The organism is Pseudonocardia halophobica (assembly GCF_027922425.1).
In the GTDB taxonomy this organism is placed as follows: Bacteria; Actinomycetota; Actinomycetes; order Mycobacteriales; family Pseudonocardiaceae; genus Pseudonocardia; species Pseudonocardia halophobica.
In genome coordinates this window covers 74500-93490 of sequence record NZ_BSFQ01000029.1, presented here as the reverse complement: position 1 = coordinate 93490, position 18991 = coordinate 74500, and the positions used below count along the sequence as shown (strand labels likewise).

Genomic DNA, 18991 nt, shown 5'->3' with positions numbered 1-18991 from the left:
GTACCCCGAAAGGCCTTACCGCTCGACTTGCATGTGTTAAGCACGCCGCCAGCGTTCGTCCTGAGCCAGGATCAAACTCTCCAACAAAAACTGGCTCCAACTGGCGGGCCCACTCCCGACGAGGTCAGGAACATGAGCCCAAAAATGAACTGGCACAAACCGCCAGTCCCGATAATACTAGCTCGACACACTGTTGAGTTCTCAAAAGACACCCGCACACCATGGCTCACCTGACGGAGAACTTCCGGGGCTTTTCCCCACCGTACACCCACTCAGATCCACAAGGATCCAGGGGGTCCGGCTCGGGGGGCGGCCAGCGGGCCTGTTGACCGAACCTCAGGGGCTCGTTCTGTCCGGCTGTCTCGCTGACAGAGAGAAAGTTACACGGCCCGATCAGCAAGGGCAAAACGGGGGTCCCCACCCCGAAATCGGGGCGAATGCGCAGGTCATGACGTTGCGAACCCTGCCAGGAGCCAGGTTAACGGCAGATTTCCGGGTTCATGACGGCGCTCACACTTTCGGCGACAACTGGGCGCCACGGGCCGGAGGTCCGAAGTGGACACCAGCTGACCTCCGCCGTCACCCCTGGTTGCGTGCCCGCGAGGGCTGTACCCGCATCGGCTCGTCCGGCATCTTCGGGTACTCGGGCGGATACGGCATCTCCCCCAGCCCGTCCTGCTCGTACCACTCCAGGGCCTGCTCGCAGCCGCCCTGCTCGCGGTGCATGTCCGCGTGGGGGTCGCCGTGCTCGGCGAGCAGCCCCGGCACGGTGCGCAGGGTGAAGTCCTCGGGCGCGACGTCCGGCAGCGACCCCCACGTGAGCGGCATGGAGACCGTGGCCCCCGGCAGCCCGCGCACCGACCAGGCCGACGCGATCGTCCGGTCCCGCGCCGCCTGGTTGAAGTCGAGGAACACCCGCTCGCCCCGCTCCTCCTTCCACCACGCCACCGTCGCCTTGTCCGGGATCCGATCGGCGACGCGGCGAGCGATCGAGATGACCGCGCGGCGCACCTGGATGAAGTCCCACTCGGGGCGGATGGGCGCCGCCACGTGGATGCCCCTGCCGCCGGACGTCTTGGGCCACCCCGTGAGGCCGGCCTCGGCGAGCACCTCCCGCACCACGGCGGCCACGGCCACCGCGTCGGCGAAGGTCGTGCCCGGCTGCGGGTCGAGGTCGATGCGCAGCTCGTCCGGATGGTCGGTGTCCGGGGCCCGCACCGGCCACGGGTGGAAGTCGAGGGTGCCCATGTTGGCGGCCCACGCGATCGCGGCGGGCTCCGACGGCGCGAACGTGTCCGCGGTGCGCCCGCTGGGGAAGGTGACGCGCGCCGTGCGCACCCACTCCGGCGCCCCCTTCGGCAGGCGCTTGGCGAAGAAGGGCTCGCCCTCCACGCCGTCGGGATACCGCTTGAGGTTGGTCGGCCGGTCCCTCAGGACCGCGATCATCGGCTCGGAGACGGCGACGTAGTACTCCATCACCTCGCGCTTGGTGATCCCGAGCGCCGGGAAGATCACCTTGTCCGGGCTGGTCAGACGCACCTCGCGGGTGCCCTCCGGACCCGGGACCGGCACCAGCTCGACCGCCTTCGACGCCATGCCGCGCAACCTACCGGTGCCGGCCGACGAAATCCCGGATCGCGGCCGCGACCAGCACCGGAGCGGTGTCGAGAGGCGACCGACCCGCGCCGTGGGCCCGGACGTCGAGCCCGCGACGGTCGACGCCCGCAGCGCCGTGGTCATGGGGCCGACCCTGCCACCGGGAGATCGGCGCGACGAGCGGATTCCCGGCGCTACCCTCGGACCATGACCCCTCCGGAGCCGCGCCACCGGGAGCCCCATTGGGCGCGCCGGTTCGACGACGAGCTGGTCGGGCTGGACCCGGAGGACCCCGAGGCGCGCGCGTTCGCCCAGCACCTGGACCGGATGCAGCGCGACCGGCCGTCGTTCACCGTCGAGGGGTACCTGGACGGCGTGAAGGACTTCGCCGAGTCGGCGAACCGGGCCCAGGGCGGCCGGTACTGGGCGGCCGTGCTCGTCGTGGTGCTGCTGCTCGTCGGTGTGGTGTGGGTGGTCGGCAACGCGCTGGTCTTCGTGCTCGGCACCTGGTTGTAGCGCGAAACATCCCGGCCCCGCCGTGCGTTGGAGGGAACGGCACCCCGTGCCGGGAAGGGTTAGCGTGACGACATGGGTCTGTTCAGCAAGGAGTCCGGGTCGCGGCAGACGACGGAGACGACGGCGCAGGAGCCGGCTCCGACCGTCGTGAAGTCCGACGAGGAGTGGCGGGCCCAGCTCAGCCCCGCCGAGTACCAGGTCCTGCGGCAGGCGGGCACCGAGCGGCCCTTCGTGGGTGAGTACACCGACACGAAGACGATCGGCGTGTACAGGTGCCGCGCCTGCGGCGCCGAGCTGTTCCGCAGCGAGACCAAGTTCGAGTCGCACTGCGGGTGGCCGTCCTTCTACAAGCCGGAGGACGCGGCCGTGATCGAGCGGGCGGACACGTCGCTCGGGATGCGCCGGGTCGAGGTGCTGTGCGCGGCCTGCCACAGCCACCTGGGCCACGTGTTCGAGGGCGAGGGCTACCCCACACCCACGGACCTGCGCTACTGCATCAACTCGATCTCGATGACGCTGGAGCCCGCCGAGTAGGCGTCGGCGGACCCGCGGAGACGGAAGGCCCCGCACCCTCGAGGTGCGGGGCCTTCCTTGTGCGCGGAGTCCTCAGGGCAGGGTCGCGACGAGGTCGCCGACCTGCACCCGCGGGCCGGTGTAGAAGGGGATCTCCTCGCGGACGTGCCGGCGGGCCTCGGTGCCGCGCAGATGGCGCATGAGGTCGACGATCCGGTGCAGCTCGTCCGCCTCGAAGGCGAGGATCCACTCGTAGTCGCCGAGGGCGAAGGCGGGCACGGTGTTGGCGCGGACGTCCGGGTAGTCCCGGGCCTCCTTGCCGTGGTCGGCGAGCATCGTCCGGCGCTCGTCGTCCGGCAGCAGGTACCACTCGTAGCTGCGGACGAAGGGGTACACGCAGACGTACTTCTTGGGGTCCTCACCCGCCAGGAAGGCCGGGATGTGGCTCTTGTTGAACTCGGCCGGACGGTGCAGCGCGACCTGGCTCCAGACCGGGACCGACGCGCGGCCGAGGGAGGTCTCGCGGCGGAGGTCGGCGTACGCGGCCTGCAGCGCCTCGAGGTTCTCCGCGTGCCACCAGATCATGTAGTCCGCGTCCGCCCGGACGCCCGCGAGGTCGTAGACCCCGCGGACCACGACGCCCTTGCCCTCCAGGGCCTCCACGAACTCGGCGGCCTGGGTGGCCGCGCCGGAGCGCTCCTCGCCCAGCTTCCCGGGTTCCACCCGGAAGACCGACCACATGGTGTAGCGGATCGTCGCGTTCAGCTCGGCGTAGTCGAGGCGGGCCATGCCTCCATGCTGCCACGCGGGCCGGGGCTCCCGTTCGAGGTCCCCACCACTCCGGCCAGCCGTTCCGCGGCCGCCCGGGCGGTGCCGACACACGCCGGCACGCCGACCCCGTGCAGGGCCGCGCCGACGACCTCCAGGCCCCGGGCGCGGGCCACGGCGGCCTCGAGCGCGGCGACCCGGTCCAGGTGGCCGGGCGCGTACTGCGGCAGCCCGCCGCCCCAGCGCTGGACGTGCACCGCGACCGGCTCGGCGGTGATCCCGTGCAGCGTCGCCAGGTCGGTGCGGGCGCGCGCGACCAGCTCCGCGTCGTCGACCTGGAGGGTGGCGGCCTCGCCGAAGCGGCCGAGGGACACCCGGAGCCGGACGAGGCCGTCGGGCGAGACGTGCGCCCACTTGGCCGACGAGTGCGTGGCGGCCTTGATCGACAGCGGCTCGTCCGCCGCGACCAGCACCCCCGACGTCTCCGGTCCGGTGATTCCGCGGAACGCGAAGGCGATCACGACGGACGACGCGAGCTCGATCCCCTCGACCGCGGCCGCCGCGTCGGGGACGGGCTCCGCGAGGAGCCTCCGCACGGCGGGTGCCGGGACGGCGAGGACCACCGCGTCGACGTCGAGGGCCTCCGGGGCGGTCGTCGGGCCGAGCACGAGCCGCCAGCCCCGCCCGCGACGTTCCAGCTCCCGGACGGTGGTGCCCAGCCGCAGCTCGGCACCCGAGGCGGCGGCCAGGGCGTCGAGCAGCACGCCGTAGCCCCCGCGGACGGCACCGAACACGGGCCCGCCCGCCTGCCCGGACACCCGCGGCCCGCCCGACTCCCGGTCGGCCGGCGGCGCGGGCGGGGCCGCCCGGGTCGCGGCCTCGGTGAGCGATGCGGCTCCGGCGTCGAGGGCGGCGGCCAGCGCGGGCACGGTGGCGCGCAGGCCCAGCGCGTCGACCCGGCCGGCGTAGACGCCGCCGAGCAGCGGGTCGGTGAGCCTCGCGGGGACCTCGGGGCCGAACCGCTCCCGCAGCAGGACGCCCAGGGCCGCGTCCTGGCCGGGCTCCCACTGCAGCGGGCGCTGCGGCTCCGCCGCCGCGGCGGCCAGCCCGGCCTCGGAGAGCACGCCGGCCAGCTGCGCCCCGGCCGTCGGGACGCCCATGAGGGTGCCGCCCGGCATGCCGACCGTGCGGCCGCCCGCGCGGATGGTGGGGCGGGCCCCGGTGGGGTGCACCACCTCGCCGGCGAGCCCGAGCTCGGCCAGCAGCGCCGGGACCTCCGGGCGGCGGGCGAGGAACGCCTCGGCGCCGACGTCGAACGGGCGCCCCGCGAGGTCGACGGTCCGCAGCACGCCGCCGATCCGGTCCGACCGCTCGACCACGACGATCCGGGCGCGCGGACCGAGCAGGAGGCGCAGCCGGTGGGCCGCGGCGAGGCCCGAGACCCCGGCCCCGACGACCGCGACCGACGGGGCGACCGTGGGCGCCACTAGAGCGAGTGCACCAGCTCGACGGTCCGGGTGATCATGTCCGGGTCCGTGCCCGGGAGCACCCCGTGGCCCAGGTTGAACACGTGCCCGGGCGCGCGGGCGCCCTCGGCGGCGATCCGCCGGACCTCCTCCGCGACGGAGGCGAAGTCCGCGAACAGCACCGCGGGGTCGAGGTTGCCCTGCACCGGCACCCGGCCGCCGGCCCGGCGGGCGGCGACGTCGAGCGGGGTGCGCCAGTCGACGCCGATGACGTCCGCGCCCGCCTCGGTCATCGCGCCCAGCAGTTCGGCCGTGCCGACACCGAAGTGGAAACGCGGGATGCCGGCCCCGGCGACCCGGGACAGCACGGCCGCCGAGTGCGGCAGCACGGAGCGCCGGTAGTCCCGCTCGGACAGCGCGCCCGCCCAGGAGTCGAACAGCTGCACGGCGTCCACCCCCGCGGCGATCTGTGCCTCCAGGAAGGTCGCGGTGATCTCGGCGAGGTGCGCCATCAGCGCGTGCCACACCTCCGGCGCGGCGTGCATCAGCGCCTTGGTGCGCTCGTGGTTGCGGCTCGGCCCGCCCTCCACGAGGTACGACGCCAGGGTGAACGGCGCGCCGGCGAAGCCGATCAGCGGCGTCTCCCCCAGCTCGCGCAGGAGCAGCCCCACCGCGTCCGTGACCGGCTCGACCTGGCCGGGGTGCAGCGTGGGCAGCGCCGCGACGTCCGCGGCCGTGCGCACCGGCGACGCGACGACGGGCCCGGTGCCGGGCACGATGTCGACCGCGATCCCGGCCGCGTGGAGCGGGACGACGATGTCGGAGAACAGGATCGCCGCGTCCACGCCGTGGCGGCGGACCGGCTGCATCGTGATCTCGCAGGTGAGGTCCGGGGTCAGGCAGGCCTGCAGCATCCCGGTGTCCGCCCGCAGCGCCCGGTACTCCGGCAGCGAGCGCCCGGCCTGGCGCATGAACCAGACCGGCAGCCGCTCCGGGCGCTCGCCGCGCGCCGCGGCGAGGAACGCGGACTCGGGCAGCGACCGCCGGGTGGGCACGGTGGTGAGCGGGTTCATCACGCCCCATCGTCCCACGTCCGCCGCGCGCGACGCAGATCGACCCGATCGGAGAGCGGCGCGCCTGTTTCCGCCGGTCCCGCCGCCGACCTACAGTCCCGCCCCGTGCCCGATCCCGCCGCCCCACCACCGCTGTTCCGCCGCGCGGTCGACACCCTCGCGGCCGTCCGGCCCCGGCCCGAGCTGGTGGTCCGCCCGCTCGAGGCGCCGCCGCGGCTGGCCCCCTACAGCTGGGCGACGAGCGTCGAGGCCGACATCGTCCACCGCGGCGACGGCACGGACGACCTGGACGAGCCCGACACGTCCGGGCGGCTGATCCTGCTGCACGACCCCGCCGGGCAGGCGGCCTGGGAGGGCGAGTTCCGGCTCGTCTGCTTCGTACAGGCGCGGCTCGAGCGCGAGCAGCTGGGCGACGAGATGCTCCCCGTCGTCGCCTGGTCCTGGCTGACCGAGGCGCTGGCCGACCTCGGCGGCCGGCACACCGCGCTCGGCGGGACCGTGACGCAGACCTCCTCGGTGCGCTTCGGCGACATCGCAGGACCCAAGCGGGACGACGACGTGGAGCTCCGCGCCTCCTGGACCCCACTCGAACCCGATGGGGACCTTGCGGCACACGCGGAGGCGTTCTGCACACTGGTGGCCACCGCTGCGGGACTTCCGCCGGTGGGAGTTCGGACGCTTGCGCGGCGAAGTGTGTGAGTGGGGAGCGAAGGTGCTGGTCACGGCGCGGGTACGGAGCGTTGATCACCCGACTGGGCGCATCACCGTCGACAAGGCTGTAACTTTCACCCGGAGAAGTTCGATCGGATACACGACGTTAGACCGCTTGGGGGGCTACAGTTCCTCCACGACACCTCCTCGGGCGGTCGGGCGCAACTCTCCGTCCCACCGGGGTCCCGGTGTTGGTCGGGGGGCAACGACCGACTCCAGGGAGGTAGTGACGTGGCCGTAGTAGGCCAGGGCACACCCTTGCGCGGCACTCCTGGTGCCGTGCTCCAGCCCGCGATGGTTCCCCATCCGCGGGAAGAGCAGTTCACCGTGCTGGTGGTCGACGACCACCCGCTGCTGCGGGAGGCCATCGCGGCCCGCCTGCGGTCCATGGGCGCCGGCACGGTGCACGAGGCGGCCTCGGTCGCCGAGGCACGTGCGCGGGCGCAGGCCAACGGGCCGTGCGACCTCGCGATCCTCGACCTCGGCCTGCCGGACGGCAGCGGCCTCGACCTCGTCACCGAGCTGCGCCAGCTCGGGTGGAACCGGCTGGTGGTGCTGGCCTCCTCGGACGACCCGTACGCCGTCCGGTCGGCCTTCCAGGCCGGGGCGCAGGCGTACCTGCTGAAGTCCGCCTCGCCCGCCGTCGTCACCGACGGTGTCAAGCGGGTGCTCGACGGCGGGGTCTACGCCGACCCGACGGTCGCGCCGCTGCTGGCGACGGGCACCCGGGTGCCGGGCACCGACAACACCCCGCGGGAGCTGTCGGCCCGCGAGGTCGAGGTGCTCCAGCTCGTGGCGGACGGGCAGTCGAACAAGGAGATCGGCGAGGCGCTGAGCCTGTCCGCGCTGACCGTCAAGAGCCACCTCTCGCGGATCGGGCGCAAGCTCGGCACCGGGGACCGGGCCCAGATGGTCGCGCTGGCGATGAGAGCCGGGGTCATCCGCTGACCGGAGACGACGCTCGCGGAGTCGACCATTGACTTCGCACGGCTCGGGGGGCGGGCCGGCGCCGCGGCACGCGGCGGCCGGCCCCTCCGCCGTGCCCGGGGGCACGTCGGGGGCCGCCTCGGACGGTGATGCCGAGGGCAACGCCCCCGTCCCCCTGCTGCGCCCCGCCGACGGGCTCCCCGAGGTCGTGCGGGACGCGGCGGCGCTGGCCGACACGGCGGCCGCCCTGGCCGCCGGCAGCGGCCCGATCGCCGTCGACGCCGAGCGGGCGTCCGGTTTCCGGTACTCGCAGCGCGCCTACCTGGTGCAGCTGCGGCGGGCGGGCTCCGGCACCGCCCTCGTCGACCCCGTCCCGCTCGGCGGCGACCTGACCGGCCTCGCGCCTGCCCTGGACGGCCCCGAGTGGGTGCTCCACGCCGCCTCGCAGGACCTGCCCTGCCTCGCCGAGGCGGGGCTGCACCCCGCCCGGCTGTTCGACACCGAGCTCGCGGGCCGGCTGGCGGGCCTGCCCCGCGTCGGGCTGGGCCCGCTCACCGAGCGGATGCTCGGGCTCACGCTGGAGAAGGGCCACGGGGCCGCGGACTGGTCCCGCCGCCCGCTCCCCGAGGACTGGCTCGTCTACGCCGCGCTCGACGTCGAGGTGCTCATCGAGCTCCGGGACGCCCTGGCCGCCCTGCTCGACGAGCAGGGCAAGCTCGAGTGGGCGCTCGAGGAGTTCGAGGCGGTCCGCACGGCCGGGCCGCCGCCCCCGCGGGCCGACCCGTGGCGGCGCACGTCCGGGATCCACAAGGTGCGCAGGCCGCGGGCGCTCGCCGCCGTCCGGGCGCTGTGGGAGGCCCGGGACCGGCTGGCCGCCGAGCGGGACGTGGCGCCCGGCCGGGTGCTGCCGGACTCGGCGATCGTGGAGGCCGCCGTCGCCTCCCCCACCTCCCCGAAGGCGCTCTCGCAGCTGCCGGTGTTCCGCGGGCGCGCGCAGCGCAGGCTCGAGTCGTACTGGTTCGGGGCCCTGCGGTCCGCACAGACCCTGCCCGACGCCGAGCTGCCCCGCCCCGCCGCGGCCACCGACGGTCCGCCCCCGGTGTCCCGCTGGGCCGACCGCGACCCGGCCGCCGCGGCCCGGCTCTCCGCCGCCCGCACTGGCCTGTCCGAGCTGTCGGACCGCTGGTCGGTGCCGGTGGAGAACCTGCTGCAACCGGATCTGCTCCGCCGGCTCTGCTGGACCCCGCCCACGGACGGCGACGTGCCCGCCTTCCTCGAGCGGGGCGGCGCACGGAACTGGCAGATCGCGCTCACCGCCCCGGTGCTCGAGAAGGCCCTCTCGCCGCGGCAGGAGCCCTGAGAGGCGTTCGGGCCCCGCTCAGAGCCCCACCCGCTTCACCGCGCGGACGGTGCGGCGGACCGTGGTGACGCCCTTGCGCACCTTGCGCAGGCCGTCGACCTGGGTGGCCTTGTGCAGCTGGTAGCGCCAGGCCTCGGGGTGGTCGCCGCGGCGGTCGAGGAGGGTGTAGGCGAAACGGACCGGATCCTGGGTGTCCAGGTACCGGCCGACCTCCTCGAACCAGTGCATGTTGCGCAGGGCCTGCTCCTGCACCCGGCCGACCTCGGCGCGGCGCAGCGCGTCGTAGCCCGCGATCGCGCCCGGCAGGTCGTCGGCGAAGAGCTTCAGGGACTCGGCGAGCCGGACGGCGTCCTGCACGGCCAGCACGGTGCCCGAGCCGATGCCGAAGTGCGTGGTGTGCGCGGCGTCGCCCATCAGCACCACGTTGTCGCGCCGCCAGGTGGCGTTGCGCAGGTGCCGGAAGGTCAGCCACGGCGCGGCGGTGCCGGAGCTGCCCACGCGGCCCGGCGGGCGCATCATCGGCTCGCCGCCGAGCGGCTCGGCGAAGATCTCGGCGACGCGCGCGACGCCCTCGTCGACGTCGGCGGTGTCCAGGCCGAGCCCGGTCCACGTCTCCGGGCTGCACTCGACGATGCAGGTGCTGGTCCCGCCGGTCGACGGGTAGGCGTAGAACCACAGCCAGCCCGCGTCCGTGCGCTCGAAGGCGAACGTGAACCGCTCGAGGTACCGCGAGGTGCCGAGCCAGATGTACCGGTTGCGGCCGGTGGTCACCGCGGTGCCGAAGTCGTGCGCCCCGCGGACCCGGCTGCCCGCGCCGTCGGCGGCGATCACCAGGTGGGCCTCGGAGCCGAGGTCGGCCACCCGGTCCTCGGGCAGCTCGGTCTCCCACCGGATCGTGACGCCGAGCTCCGCGGCCCGCGCGGCGAGGATCTCCAGCAGCGCGGCGCGGCCCATCGAGAAGCCGTACTTGCCGCCGATGTGCACGGGCGGCCGCCCGCCGATCCGGACGACCTGGTCGCCCCACAGGATCGCCGCGTCCCGGATGGCGCGTCCGCTCTCGGCGTCGTGCCGGTAGAGGTCGTCGAGGAGGTCCTCGCCGAACGTGATCCCCCACCCATGGGTGGCGCCGGGCGCGTTGCGCTCCAGCACCTCGACCTCGGTCGACGGATCGGCCAGCTTGGCCAGGATCGCCGAGTACAGGCCGGCGGGACCGCCGCCGACGCAGAGCACCTTCATCTCGTGCCTCCCCCTCGTCACCGGAGTCCAACACGTCGCGGGTTAACGCCGGGCGTCCGGGGCGCGAACGTAGCAAGGCACTCGTTCGGACGATTGCGGGGGACCTCCGTGACCCGCCCGAGACGGCCGGACCTGTGCGTTCCGCGACGGACGGGCTGGTCTACGGTCGATCGTGTCGCACGCGGCACTCCCGTCGTTGGACGCAGTGTCGCCGTCGGACACACATCAGGGGGACTCAGCTTGTTCGCACGAACGGTCGCCGTGGTCGGGACCGGCTATGTCGGTCTGACCACCGGAGCCTGCCTCGCCTCGCTCGGCCACCGCGTGGTGTGTGCCGACATCGACGAGACGAAGGTGGCCGCGCTGTCCCGCGGGGAGATCGCGATCCGCGAGCCCGGGCTGGCGGAGCTCGTCGCCGAGGGCCTGGCCGCGGGCCGGCTCTCGTTCGTCGTCGGCGCGGCCGAGGCGCTCAAGGAGCTGGAGTCCGAGGGCCGCCCGGTCGAGGTGATGTTCCTCTGCGTACCGACCCCGATGGGCGTCGGCGGCGTGGCGGACCTGGCGGCGGTCGAGGCCGTCGTCGAGGAGGTCCGCGAGGCCATGCCGCCGGGCTGCGTGGTCGTCAACAAGTCGACGGTGCCGGTGGGCACGGCGGACCGGACCAGCGAGCTCCTCGCCCGGGACGACGTCGAGGTCGCCAGCAACCCCGAGTTCCTGCGCGAGGGCTCGGCGGTGCACGACTTCCTGCACCCGGACCGGATCGTCGTGGGCTCGAACTCGTCGCAGGACGCCGCCGAGCGCGTCGCGGCCCTCTACGCCCGCCTCGGTGCGCCCACCGTCCTCACGGACGCGGCCAGCGCCGAGATGATCAAGTACGCGGCGAACTGCTTCCTCGCCATGAAGCTCTCCTACGTCAACGCGCTGGCGGAGCTGTGCGAGCGGGTCGACGCGGACGTCGCCGACGTGACCGAGGGCATGGGCTACGACCGCCGGATCGGCCAGGCCTTCCTGTCCCCCGGCCCGGGCTGGGGCGGTTCCTGCCTGCCCAAGGACACCCATGCCCTGCTCCAGGTCGCCGACTCGGCCGACTTCGAGTTCCGGCTGCTCCGGGCGAGCATCGACACCAACACCCGCCAGTTCCAGCGGATGGTCGACAAGGTCCGGGTGGCCGTCACCGGGCGCCGCGGCGGCCCGCTGACCAAGACCCGGCTGGCGCTGTTCGGGCTGACCTTCAAGGCCGGCACGGACGACCTGCGGGACTCCCCCGCCCTCGGCGTGGCCGCGCTGCTGCGCCAGGCCGGCGCCGAGCTCGTGGCCTACGACCCGGGCGTGCCGGTGGGCTCCGCCGCGGCCGGCACGCTCGACCCGCGCCTGCTCACCCTCGTCGACGACCCGTACGAGGCCGCCGCGGGGGCCGAGGCGGTCGTCGTGCTGACCGAGTGGCCCGAGTTCCGGTCGCTGGACTGGACCCGGCTGGCCGGGACGGTCGCCGCGCGCACCGTCGTCGACACCCGCAACCTGCTCGACCCGGCCGTCGTGCGCCGGGCGGGCTTCGCCTGGTCGGGCATCGGCCGGCAGGCGCGGGAGAACCCGAACGCCCGCCTGGGCCCCCGGTGAGCCGTCCGGCCACCGAACCGGCCCCGACGGGGCTCCGCGGCCGGATCCACGGGATCCGCCGGGAGCTCGCCGTCCCGCTGTACCGCAACACCTACGCCCTGATGCTCAACACGGCGGTCAACTCCGTCTTCGGGCTGCTCTACTGGGTCGTCGCGGCCCGCACCTACCCGGACGTCGAGGTGGGCCGCGGCAACGCGCTGACCTCGCTGATGCTGCTGGTGTCGGTGCTGACCCAGCTGAACTTCGGCCAGGCGCTCATCCGGTTCCTGCCCAGGGCGGGCACGGCGTCGGGGCGGCTGATCCTGCTGTCCTACGCCGTCTCGTCCGGGCTGGGGATCCTCGGCGCGGGCGGGGTGGCGGTGTACTGCCACGTGTTCCGCGACGTGGGCGACCCGCTCCACATGTCCTGGCCCTTCGCGCTGTGGTTCGTCGCCTCGGTCGTGATCTGGTCGCTGTTCAACCTGCAGGACGCGGCGCTGACCGGGCTGCGCGAGTCCCTGTGGATCCCGCTGGAGAACGGGATCTACGGGATCGTCAAGCTGATCCTGCTGGTCGCCGTGGCGCAGACCGCGGTGAGCGACGGCGTGTTCACCTCGTGGACGCTGCCGGTGGTCGCGCTGATCGTCCCGGTCACGCTGTTGCTCTTCCGGAGGCTGCTCCCCCGGCACGTGGCGGCCACCCGCGCCGACCAGGAGCCGGTGGACCGCCGGACGCTCGCCCGGTACATGGCGGGCGACTACGCCGGCCAGGTCTTCAACCAGATGTCGTCGACCTTCCTGCCGGTCCTCATCGTGGGGCTGATGGGGCCCGAGGAGGGCGCGTACTTCCTCCCGGCGCAGACGGTGTTCACGGCGATGAACCTGCTGACCATGGGTATCACGTCGTCGCTGGTCGCCGAGGCCGCCCGGGACCCCGCGCACGCCCACCGCTACGCCCGCGCGGTGCTGCGCCGCATCGCGCTCACCGTGCTGCCCGCGTCGGTGGTGATCGCCCTCGTGGCGCCCTGGCTGCTTCAGCTCTACGGCACGCAGTACCGGGAGAACGCCACGTTCCTGCTGCAGCTGCTGATGATCTCGGTGTTCCCGCGCGTGGTCGTGTCGCTGTACATGACCATGACGCGCCTGGAGAACCGCACGGCCCCGCTCGCCTGGATCCAGCTCGTGCAGTCGGTGCTGCTGATCGGCGGCGTCGCCGTGCTGCACGGCCCGCTCGGGCTGGACTCGGTGGGCTGGGTGACGCTCGTGATCGAGATCGTGCTCGCCCTCGCCGTCGGTCCGGTGGTGGTCCGGTGGCTGCGCGGACAGCGGGACCCGCGCAGCCAGCCGGAGCCGGCCCGGTCCTGACTCAGTTCTTCGCGACGAACCGCTCGGGGACCGGGGTGCCGTGGCGCCACATGTCCCCGAGCGCGCGGTCGAATTCCCGCGGCTGCAGGCGCACCAGCCCGCCGCCCGGGTTGTGGGTGATCTCGCCGAAATAGATCTTGCCGTCGACGTTGTAGAGATCGATCCGGGCGAATGCGAATTCGGCACTCAGTGCCTTCGCGACGTCGAGCATCTCCGCGTAGTTCGCCGGCTGCTCGGGGAGCTTCTCGGCGAAAGCGAACCGCCCGCTGATGTCGTATTGCCGCCACTCCGGCGTCAACATGGTCGAGGTGTGCCCGGTGAACCGGTCCTGGTCGACCACGACCATCCCCGGCACACCCCCGAACATGAAGAACTTGTAGTCCGTCGGAGCGTCTCCCGTGGGCGTGCCGATGAACTGTTCGACGACCGCGCGGGGCTTGAGTCCGCGGTAGGGCGTCTCGCGCCAGCCCGCCTTGTAGAAGTCCGTGCCGAGCCAGCGCCGGACCGTCTCGCGGATGGCGGCGCGGTCGGCCGCGGCCAGGTCCGGGACCAGCACGGTCATGTCACAGCCGTGCGTCCCCTTGATCACGCACGGACCGGGGATCGCGTCGAAGTCGAGATCCGCTGCATTGTCGACGACCTGGTACAGCGGAATGAGGTAATCCTCGCCTACCTTCTCCGCGACGTACTCGCGGACCGCGTATTTGTCCGACGTCTGGTGGACCACCGGGTCCTGCTCCCGCAGGTTCTTCGCGGCGAGCAGCTGGGACCAGGTCACGGGGTTGCGGAGCGTGGTCAGCTCGCCCTGGAAGAGGGCGTGCTTGGCGATGGCGAAGGGCCGGTCGGGAAGGAAACGCAGCCGGCGGGCGAGGAGAACCCGCGCATCGAACGTCATCTGCGAGACGATAGCGGAGCGCCGTGGACGTCCCGCCGTCACGTCCGGGAAACACAAAGCGTGACGGACCACCCGTAATCACTCTCCTGCACGCGTCCCGAAAGAGTGAATGGGGTCGCGGGAGCACCCGCACAGCACCATTGATAGGGTCCGATTCGTGCCGAAGAATGCAGCGGTGGTCTCGGTGATCACGCCGGCGTACAACGTCGGGCGGTGGATCGGGGAGGCCATCGACTCGGTGAGGCGGCAGAGCGAGGGCCGCTTCGAATACGTCGTCGTCGACGACGGCTCCACGGACGACACGGCGGACGTCGTCCGCGGGCGGGCGGCCCTCGACGCCCGGATCCGGCTCGTCTCCACCACCAACGCGGGCTCCGGCGCGGCCCGCAACCTCGGCATCGCCGAGACCACGGCGCCGTTCGTGGCCTTCCTCGACGGCGACGACCGCTGGCACCCGGAGTTCCTCCGCCGCCAGCTGCACACCATGCACACCGCACCGGGCCCGATCGGCGCGACCTTCTGCCACACCCGCGTGATGCTGGAGAGCGGCCGGGTCGTCGGCCCGCGCTGGCAGCCGGCCGGCCCGTGCGACATGGACCGGTTCCTGGCCGAGAACAACCCGACGCACAACGGCAGCTCGCTGGTCGTGCGGCGCAGCTGCTTCGACGAGGTCGGCGTGTTCGACACCAGCATCGCCAGCGCCGTCGACCTGGAGATGTGGCTGCGGATCGGCGCCTGGTCGTCGACCCCGCTCTTCTACGGCATCCGCCGCTACCTGGTCGACATGCGGCTCATGCGCACCGGCAGCATCAGCTCGAACCGCACCGCGCGGTACGAGGCGCTGGACAAGATGCTCACCGAGTACGCGCCGATGATGACCCGGCTGCACCCCGGCCTGGCCTTCGTCCAGCCCGCGGTGTTCGCCTACCGGGACGGGCACGACGAGATCGCCGAGCGCTGGGCCCGGCAGGCCCTCGCCGCCGGCCCCACCCGGCTCGCCCGCAGCCGCTGGGGCCAGTCGCTGCTCGGCTGGCACGGCGCCGGCCCGGCCGGCCGGGTCAAGATGCGCGCGGCCCGCGACGGCGCCCGCGCCGGCATCTACGGCGGGATCTCGAAGGTCATCCAGTCCGTCGGCTGAGCCGGTGGCCGAGCGGCCGACAAGCCGAGCGCTCAGCCGAACCCGGTCGGCAGCCGGACCACCACGGTCAGGCCGCCGCCCGGCACCGGCTCGGCCCGCACCGCGCCACCGTGCGCCGCGACCACGGCCCGCACGATCGACAACCCCAGCCCGGAGCCGGCCGTCCCGCCGGTCCGGGGCACCGGCCCGCGCCGGAAGGGTTCGAACAGCTCCCCCACCCGCGCCGGGTCGATCTCCGGCCCACTGGAGGAGACCCGCAGCTCCGCGCCGCCGTCGAGCGGCCCGGTGCACACCTCCACCCAGCCACCGTCGACGTTGTGCCGCACGGCGTTCTCCACGAGGTTGCCCGCCACCCGCTCCAGCAGCGCGGGATCGCCCGAGACCGGTGCCGGCCCGCCCGTCGTCCGCACGTGCAGGCCGCGGCGGGCCGCCTCGGTCGCGGTGACCCGCACGGCGTGCGCCCCGGCGTCGCGCAGGTCCACCGGCCGCCGGGCCGGCTCCGCGATCCCGCCCAGCGCCTCGGTGCGTGCGAGCAGCAGCAGCCCTGACACGAGGTCGTCCGCCCGGCGGGTGGCGTCCCGGACCACCTCGCCCATCCGCCGCAGCTCGGCGACGTCGGCGTCCGGGTCGGCCAGGGTCACGTCGACCTCGGTGCGCAGCACGGAGAGCGGGGTGCGTAGCTCGTGGCTCGCGTTGGCGACGAAGCGGCGCTGCACCTCGAAGGCGCCCTGCAGCCGGTCCAGCATCGCGTCGAAGGTGGTGGCGAGCTCGGCCAGCTCGCCGCGGGCCTCGCGCAGGCCCAGCCGGGCGTCGAGGTTCTCCGCCGACAGCCGGCGCGCGGTGGCGGTGACCTCGTGCAGCGGGGCGAGCACCCGCCCGACCAGCACCCACGACGTCAGCCCCGCGGCCAGGACGACCAGCGGGAACGCGATCAGCCCGGCGTGCAGCACGTCGGCGCGCGCCGCGTCCCGCACCGCGGCGGTGACCTGCTCGGCCGGGACCTCGACGGACCCCACGCGCACCGGGGTGCCGGGCGGCAGGGAGGGCACGGACGCGGCCACCCCGCCGACGAGCAGCCAGCCCAGCCACAGCAGCAGGGCGCTGACCAGCGCGACCAGGGCGGTGCCGAGGAGCGTCAGCTGCCACCGCAGCGTGAGCCGCGTGCGCACGGCGCCCTCCCCCCGGCCGCCCGTCAGCCGGCGGAGGGCACCCGGTACCCGGCGCCGACCACGGTCTCGATCACGCCGGGCTCACCGAGCTTCTTGCGCAACGTCATGACCGTGACCCGGACCGTGGTGGTGAAGGGGTCGGCGTTCTCGTCCCACACCCGCTCGAGCAGCTCCTCGCTGGACACGACCGCGCCGCCGGCGCCCATCAGCACCTCGAGGACGCCGAACTCCTTGCGGGTCAGCTCGACCGGCGACGCCGCGCGGGTCACGGTGCGCCGCGCGGGGTCGAGGGCGACGTCCCCGGCCACCAGCACCGGCGGGACCGCGGGGGCGGACCGCCGTCCCAACGCCCGCACCCGGGCGACCAGCTCCGGGAAGTCGAAGGGCTTGGCGAGGTAGTCGTCCGCGCCGCGGGACAGGCCGTCGACCTTGTCCTCCAGCGTGCCGCTGGCGGTGAGCATGAGGACGCGGGTGGTGCCGCCCCCGCCCACGATGGCCGCGCAGAGGTCGTCGCCGGGCATGCCGGGCAGGTCCCGGTCCAGCACGACGACGTCGTAGCGGGTGATCGAGGACTTCTCGTGCCCGGTGTCGCCGTCGAGCGCGACGTCGACCGCCATGCCCTCCCGGCGCAGGCCGCGCGCGACCGCCTCGGCCAGCGGGGCCTCGTCCTCGACGACCAGGACGCGCATCAGCCCGCCTGCTCGCCCGACACCTCGCCGGGCTCCGGCACGGCGCCGGCGGACTCCACCACCGGCCCGGCGGGCAGGCAGCCCGGCACCTTCACGGCCCACTCGGTGACCCGGCGGGCGACGTCCTGCGCGGTGAGCCCCACGGCGGCCAGCACGTCCGATCGGGCGCCGTGCTCGAGGAACTCCTGCGGCAGGGCCACGTCCCGCTGCGGGACGTCGACCTCGGCGGTGCGCAGCGCGTCGGCCAGGGCCGAACCGAACCCGCCGTGCCGGCCGGCGTCGGCCACGGTGACGACGAGCTGGTGCGCCCGCGCCATCTCGACCAGCTCCGGCGGCACGGGCAGCACCCACCGCGGGTCGACGACGGTGACGGACACGCCCTGGCGGGCGAGCCGCTCGGCCGCCTCGACACCCAGCTCCCCGAACGCGCCCACGCACACCATCAGCACGGACGGCGCGGTCCCGTTGACCCGGTCCTCGCGCAGCACGTCGACGGTGCCGGCCCGGCGCACCGCCGGGACCGACTCGATGACCGGGCCCTTCGGGAACCGCAGGGCGGTGGGCCCGTCGGCCACGGCGACGGCCTCGCCCAGCTCCTCCCGCAGCGTGGCCGCGTCGCGCGGCGCGGCGACCCGGATGCCCGGCACCACACCGAGGATCGACAGGTCCCACATGCCGTTGTGCGAGGGCCCGTCGTTGCCGGTGACGCCGGCCCGGTCGAGCACCAGCGTGACGGCCTCGCGGTGCAGCGCGACGTCCATCATCAGCTGGTCGAACGCGCGGTTGAGGAAGGTCGAGTAGACCGCGACCACCGGGTGCATCCCGCCGCGGGCGAGGCCGGCCGCCGAGGTGAGCGCGTGCTGCTCGGCGATCCCGACGTCGACGCAGCGCTCCGGGAACTCCTGCTGGAACTTCGCCAGCCCGGTCGGGCCCAGCATCGCCGCGGTGATCGCGACGAGATCGGGCCGCTCGGCGCCGAGCCGGACCAGCTCGTCGGCGAACACGCTGGTCCAGCCGGTGGTCTTCGGGCCGGTCGGCAGGCCCGTCTCCGGGTCGAAGGCCGACGGGCTGTGCATCTGTTCGGCCTCGTCGTTCTCGGCCGGGGCGTAGCCGTTGCCCTTGCGGGTCACCGCGTGCACCACGACCGGGCCGCCGAAGTGCCGGGCGCGGCGCAGCGCGGACTCCATGGCGGCCACGTCGTGCCCGTCGACCGGGCCGAAGTACTTCAGGCCGAGGTCGGCGAACAGCTCCTGCGGGCTGATCGCGTCCTTGAGGCCGGCCTTGAGCGCGTGCAGCCCGGCGTAGACCGCGGGGCCGACGACCGGCGTGCCGCGCAGCGTGTGCTTGCCGGCCTCGAGCAGCTTCTCGTAGCCCGGCTGCAGCCGGAGCGTGGCCAGCCGGTCGGCGAGACCGCCGATCGTGGGCGCGTAGGAGCGGCCGTTGTCGTTGACCACGACGACGACGTTGCGGTCCCTGGCCGCGGCGATGTTGTTGAGCGCCTCCCAGGCCATGCCGCCGGTCAGCGCGCCGTCGCCGATCACGGCCACGACGTGCCGCTGCTGGCCGGTGAGCGAGTACGCCCGGGCGAGCCCGTCCGCCCAGGACAGCGACGACGACGCGTGGCTGGACTCCACGTGGTCGTGCACGCTCTCGGTCCGGCTCGGGTAGCCGGACAGCCCGCCCGTCTTCTTCAGCCGGTCCCAGCCCTCCTGACGGCCGGTGAGCAGCTTGTGGACGTAGGCCTGGTGCCCGGTGTCCCAGATCAATGTGTCCCGCGGGGAGTCGAACACCCGGTGCACGGCGATCGTCAGCTCGATCACGCCGAGGTTGGGGCCGAGGTGCCCGCCGGTCCGGGACACCGCGCTGACCAGGAAGTCCCTGATCTCCGACGCCAGCCCGGCCAGCGCGTCGGGGCCGAGCCGCTTGAGGTCGGCCGGGCCCCGGATCGACGACAGAACGGAGGATGGCTGCACGCTC

Annotated in this window: 17 protein-coding genes and 1 rRNA gene; 8 read left to right on the top strand and 10 right to left on the bottom strand. The window is 73.9% G+C overall.

The window, feature by feature from the left end; all coding sequences use genetic code 11:
• Together PKE99_RS26830 and ligD are read right to left on the bottom strand one after the other, a co-directional pair.
• Nucleotides 1–87 (bottom strand): 16S ribosomal RNA (locus tag PKE99_RS26830); the annotation flags it as partial.
• Between the two features lie 492 nt (nucleotides 88–579).
• On the bottom strand, nucleotides 580–1596 hold the full coding sequence (gene ligD / locus PKE99_RS26825) for a non-homologous end-joining DNA ligase (protein ID WP_037041424.1): 1017 nt from the start codon (nucleotides 1594–1596) through the stop codon (nucleotides 580–582).
• A gap of 207 nt (nucleotides 1597–1803) precedes the next feature.
• Between ligD and PKE99_RS26820 the strand changes: the two genes are divergently transcribed.
• The gene (locus PKE99_RS26820) at nucleotides 1804–2112 is read left to right on the top strand and encodes a hypothetical protein (protein WP_051736868.1); all 309 of its coding nucleotides are present in this window, start codon (nucleotides 1804–1806) and stop codon (nucleotides 2110–2112) included.
• Nucleotides 2113–2184: 72 nt separating this feature from the next.
• Entirely contained in the window at nucleotides 2185–2646 is a 462-nt protein-coding gene (msrB, locus tag PKE99_RS26815) for a peptide-methionine (R)-S-oxide reductase MsrB (RefSeq protein WP_037041422.1), read from the top strand.
• Between the two features lie 72 nt (nucleotides 2647–2718).
• Here the strand turns inward: msrB and hemQ are convergent, their stop codons facing one another.
• From hemQ to hemE, 3 genes are read right to left on the bottom strand one after another with little or no spacing between them, the layout of a single operon-like run.
• On the bottom strand, nucleotides 2719–3414 hold the full coding sequence (gene hemQ, locus PKE99_RS26810) for a hydrogen peroxide-dependent heme synthase (protein WP_037041421.1): 696 nt from the start codon (nucleotides 3412–3414) through the stop codon (nucleotides 2719–2721).
• Nucleotides 3387–4880, bottom strand: coding sequence for a protoporphyrinogen oxidase (gene hemG / locus PKE99_RS26805; protein WP_081923811.1), 1494 nt, complete (start codon nucleotides 4878–4880; stop codon nucleotides 3387–3389). Before hemG ends, hemQ begins: the two co-directional genes overlap by 28 nt.
• A complete protein-coding gene (hemE, locus tag PKE99_RS26800) occupies nucleotides 4880–5932 on the bottom strand; it encodes a uroporphyrinogen decarboxylase (RefSeq protein WP_037041420.1) in 1053 nt (350 codons plus the stop codon). Before hemE ends, hemG begins: the two co-directional genes overlap by 1 nt.
• Before the next feature lie 105 nt (nucleotides 5933–6037).
• Between hemE and PKE99_RS26795 the strand changes: the two genes are divergently transcribed.
• The 3 genes from PKE99_RS26795 (at nucleotide 6038) to PKE99_RS26785 (ending at nucleotide 8930) form a co-directional block, all read left to right on the top strand.
• A complete protein-coding gene (locus tag PKE99_RS26795; protein WP_037041417.1) occupies nucleotides 6038–6631 on the top strand; it encodes a DUF3000 domain-containing protein in 594 nt (197 codons plus the stop codon).
• Between the two features lie 306 nt (nucleotides 6632–6937).
• A complete protein-coding gene (locus tag PKE99_RS26790) occupies nucleotides 6938–7591 on the top strand; it encodes a response regulator (protein WP_156067259.1) in 654 nt (217 codons plus the stop codon).
• A gap of 91 nt (nucleotides 7592–7682) precedes the next feature.
• The gene (locus PKE99_RS26785) at nucleotides 7683–8930 is read left to right on the top strand and encodes a ribonuclease D (protein WP_037041815.1); all 1248 of its coding nucleotides are present in this window, start codon (nucleotides 7683–7685) and stop codon (nucleotides 8928–8930) included.
• A gap of 18 nt (nucleotides 8931–8948) precedes the next feature.
• Here the strand turns inward: PKE99_RS26785 and PKE99_RS26780 are convergent, their stop codons facing one another.
• Complete coding sequence (locus PKE99_RS26780; RefSeq protein WP_037041412.1) at nucleotides 8949–10166, bottom strand: FAD-dependent monooxygenase; 1218 nt, start codon at nucleotides 10164–10166, stop codon at nucleotides 8949–8951.
• Nucleotides 10167–10406: 240 nt separating this feature from the next.
• Here PKE99_RS26780 and PKE99_RS26775 point away from each other — a divergent pair, with 240 nt between their 5' ends.
• Together PKE99_RS26775 and PKE99_RS26770 are read left to right on the top strand one after the other, a co-directional pair.
• The gene (locus PKE99_RS26775) at nucleotides 10407–11780 is read left to right on the top strand and encodes a UDP-glucose dehydrogenase family protein (RefSeq protein WP_051736867.1); all 1374 of its coding nucleotides are present in this window, start codon (nucleotides 10407–10409) and stop codon (nucleotides 11778–11780) included.
• Nucleotides 11777–13123: a lipopolysaccharide biosynthesis protein gene (locus PKE99_RS26770; RefSeq protein ID WP_037041410.1), complete on the top strand. Its 1347-nt coding sequence runs from the start codon at nucleotides 11777–11779 to the stop codon at nucleotides 13121–13123. Before PKE99_RS26775 ends, PKE99_RS26770 begins: the two co-directional genes overlap by 4 nt.
• A gap of 1 nt (nucleotide 13124) precedes the next feature.
• On the opposite strand, the gene PKE99_RS26765 is transcribed toward PKE99_RS26770, so the two are convergent.
• Nucleotides 13125–14018 (bottom strand): ATP-grasp fold amidoligase family protein, encoded by an 894-nt coding sequence (locus tag PKE99_RS26765; protein ID WP_037041407.1) that lies wholly within the window; start codon nucleotides 14016–14018, stop codon nucleotides 13125–13127.
• 157 nt (nucleotides 14019–14175) lie between these two features.
• On the opposite strand from PKE99_RS26765, the gene PKE99_RS26760 reads away from it, so the two are divergent.
• Nucleotides 14176–15156, top strand: a complete 981-nt coding sequence (locus tag PKE99_RS26760; protein WP_197040478.1) for a glycosyltransferase family 2 protein — start codon at nucleotides 14176–14178, stop codon at nucleotides 15154–15156.
• A 32-nt stretch (nucleotides 15157–15188) separates the two neighbouring features.
• Here the strand turns inward: PKE99_RS26760 and PKE99_RS26755 are convergent, their stop codons facing one another.
• The 3 genes from PKE99_RS26755 to dxs are packed head-to-tail and all read right to left on the bottom strand — an operon-like array spanning nucleotide 15189 to nucleotide 18987.
• A complete protein-coding gene (locus PKE99_RS26755; RefSeq protein WP_037041405.1) occupies nucleotides 15189–16325 on the bottom strand; it encodes a sensor histidine kinase in 1137 nt (378 codons plus the stop codon).
• A 23-nt stretch (nucleotides 16326–16348) separates the two neighbouring features.
• Nucleotides 16349–17014 (bottom strand): response regulator transcription factor, encoded by a 666-nt coding sequence (locus tag PKE99_RS26750; RefSeq protein WP_037041403.1) that lies wholly within the window; start codon nucleotides 17012–17014, stop codon nucleotides 16349–16351.
• Entirely contained in the window at nucleotides 17014–18987 is a 1974-nt protein-coding gene (dxs, locus tag PKE99_RS26745) for a 1-deoxy-D-xylulose-5-phosphate synthase (RefSeq protein WP_037041812.1), read from the bottom strand. The genes PKE99_RS26750 and dxs overlap by 1 nt, the downstream gene beginning before the upstream one ends.
• Nucleotides 18988–18991: the final 4 nt, after the last annotated feature.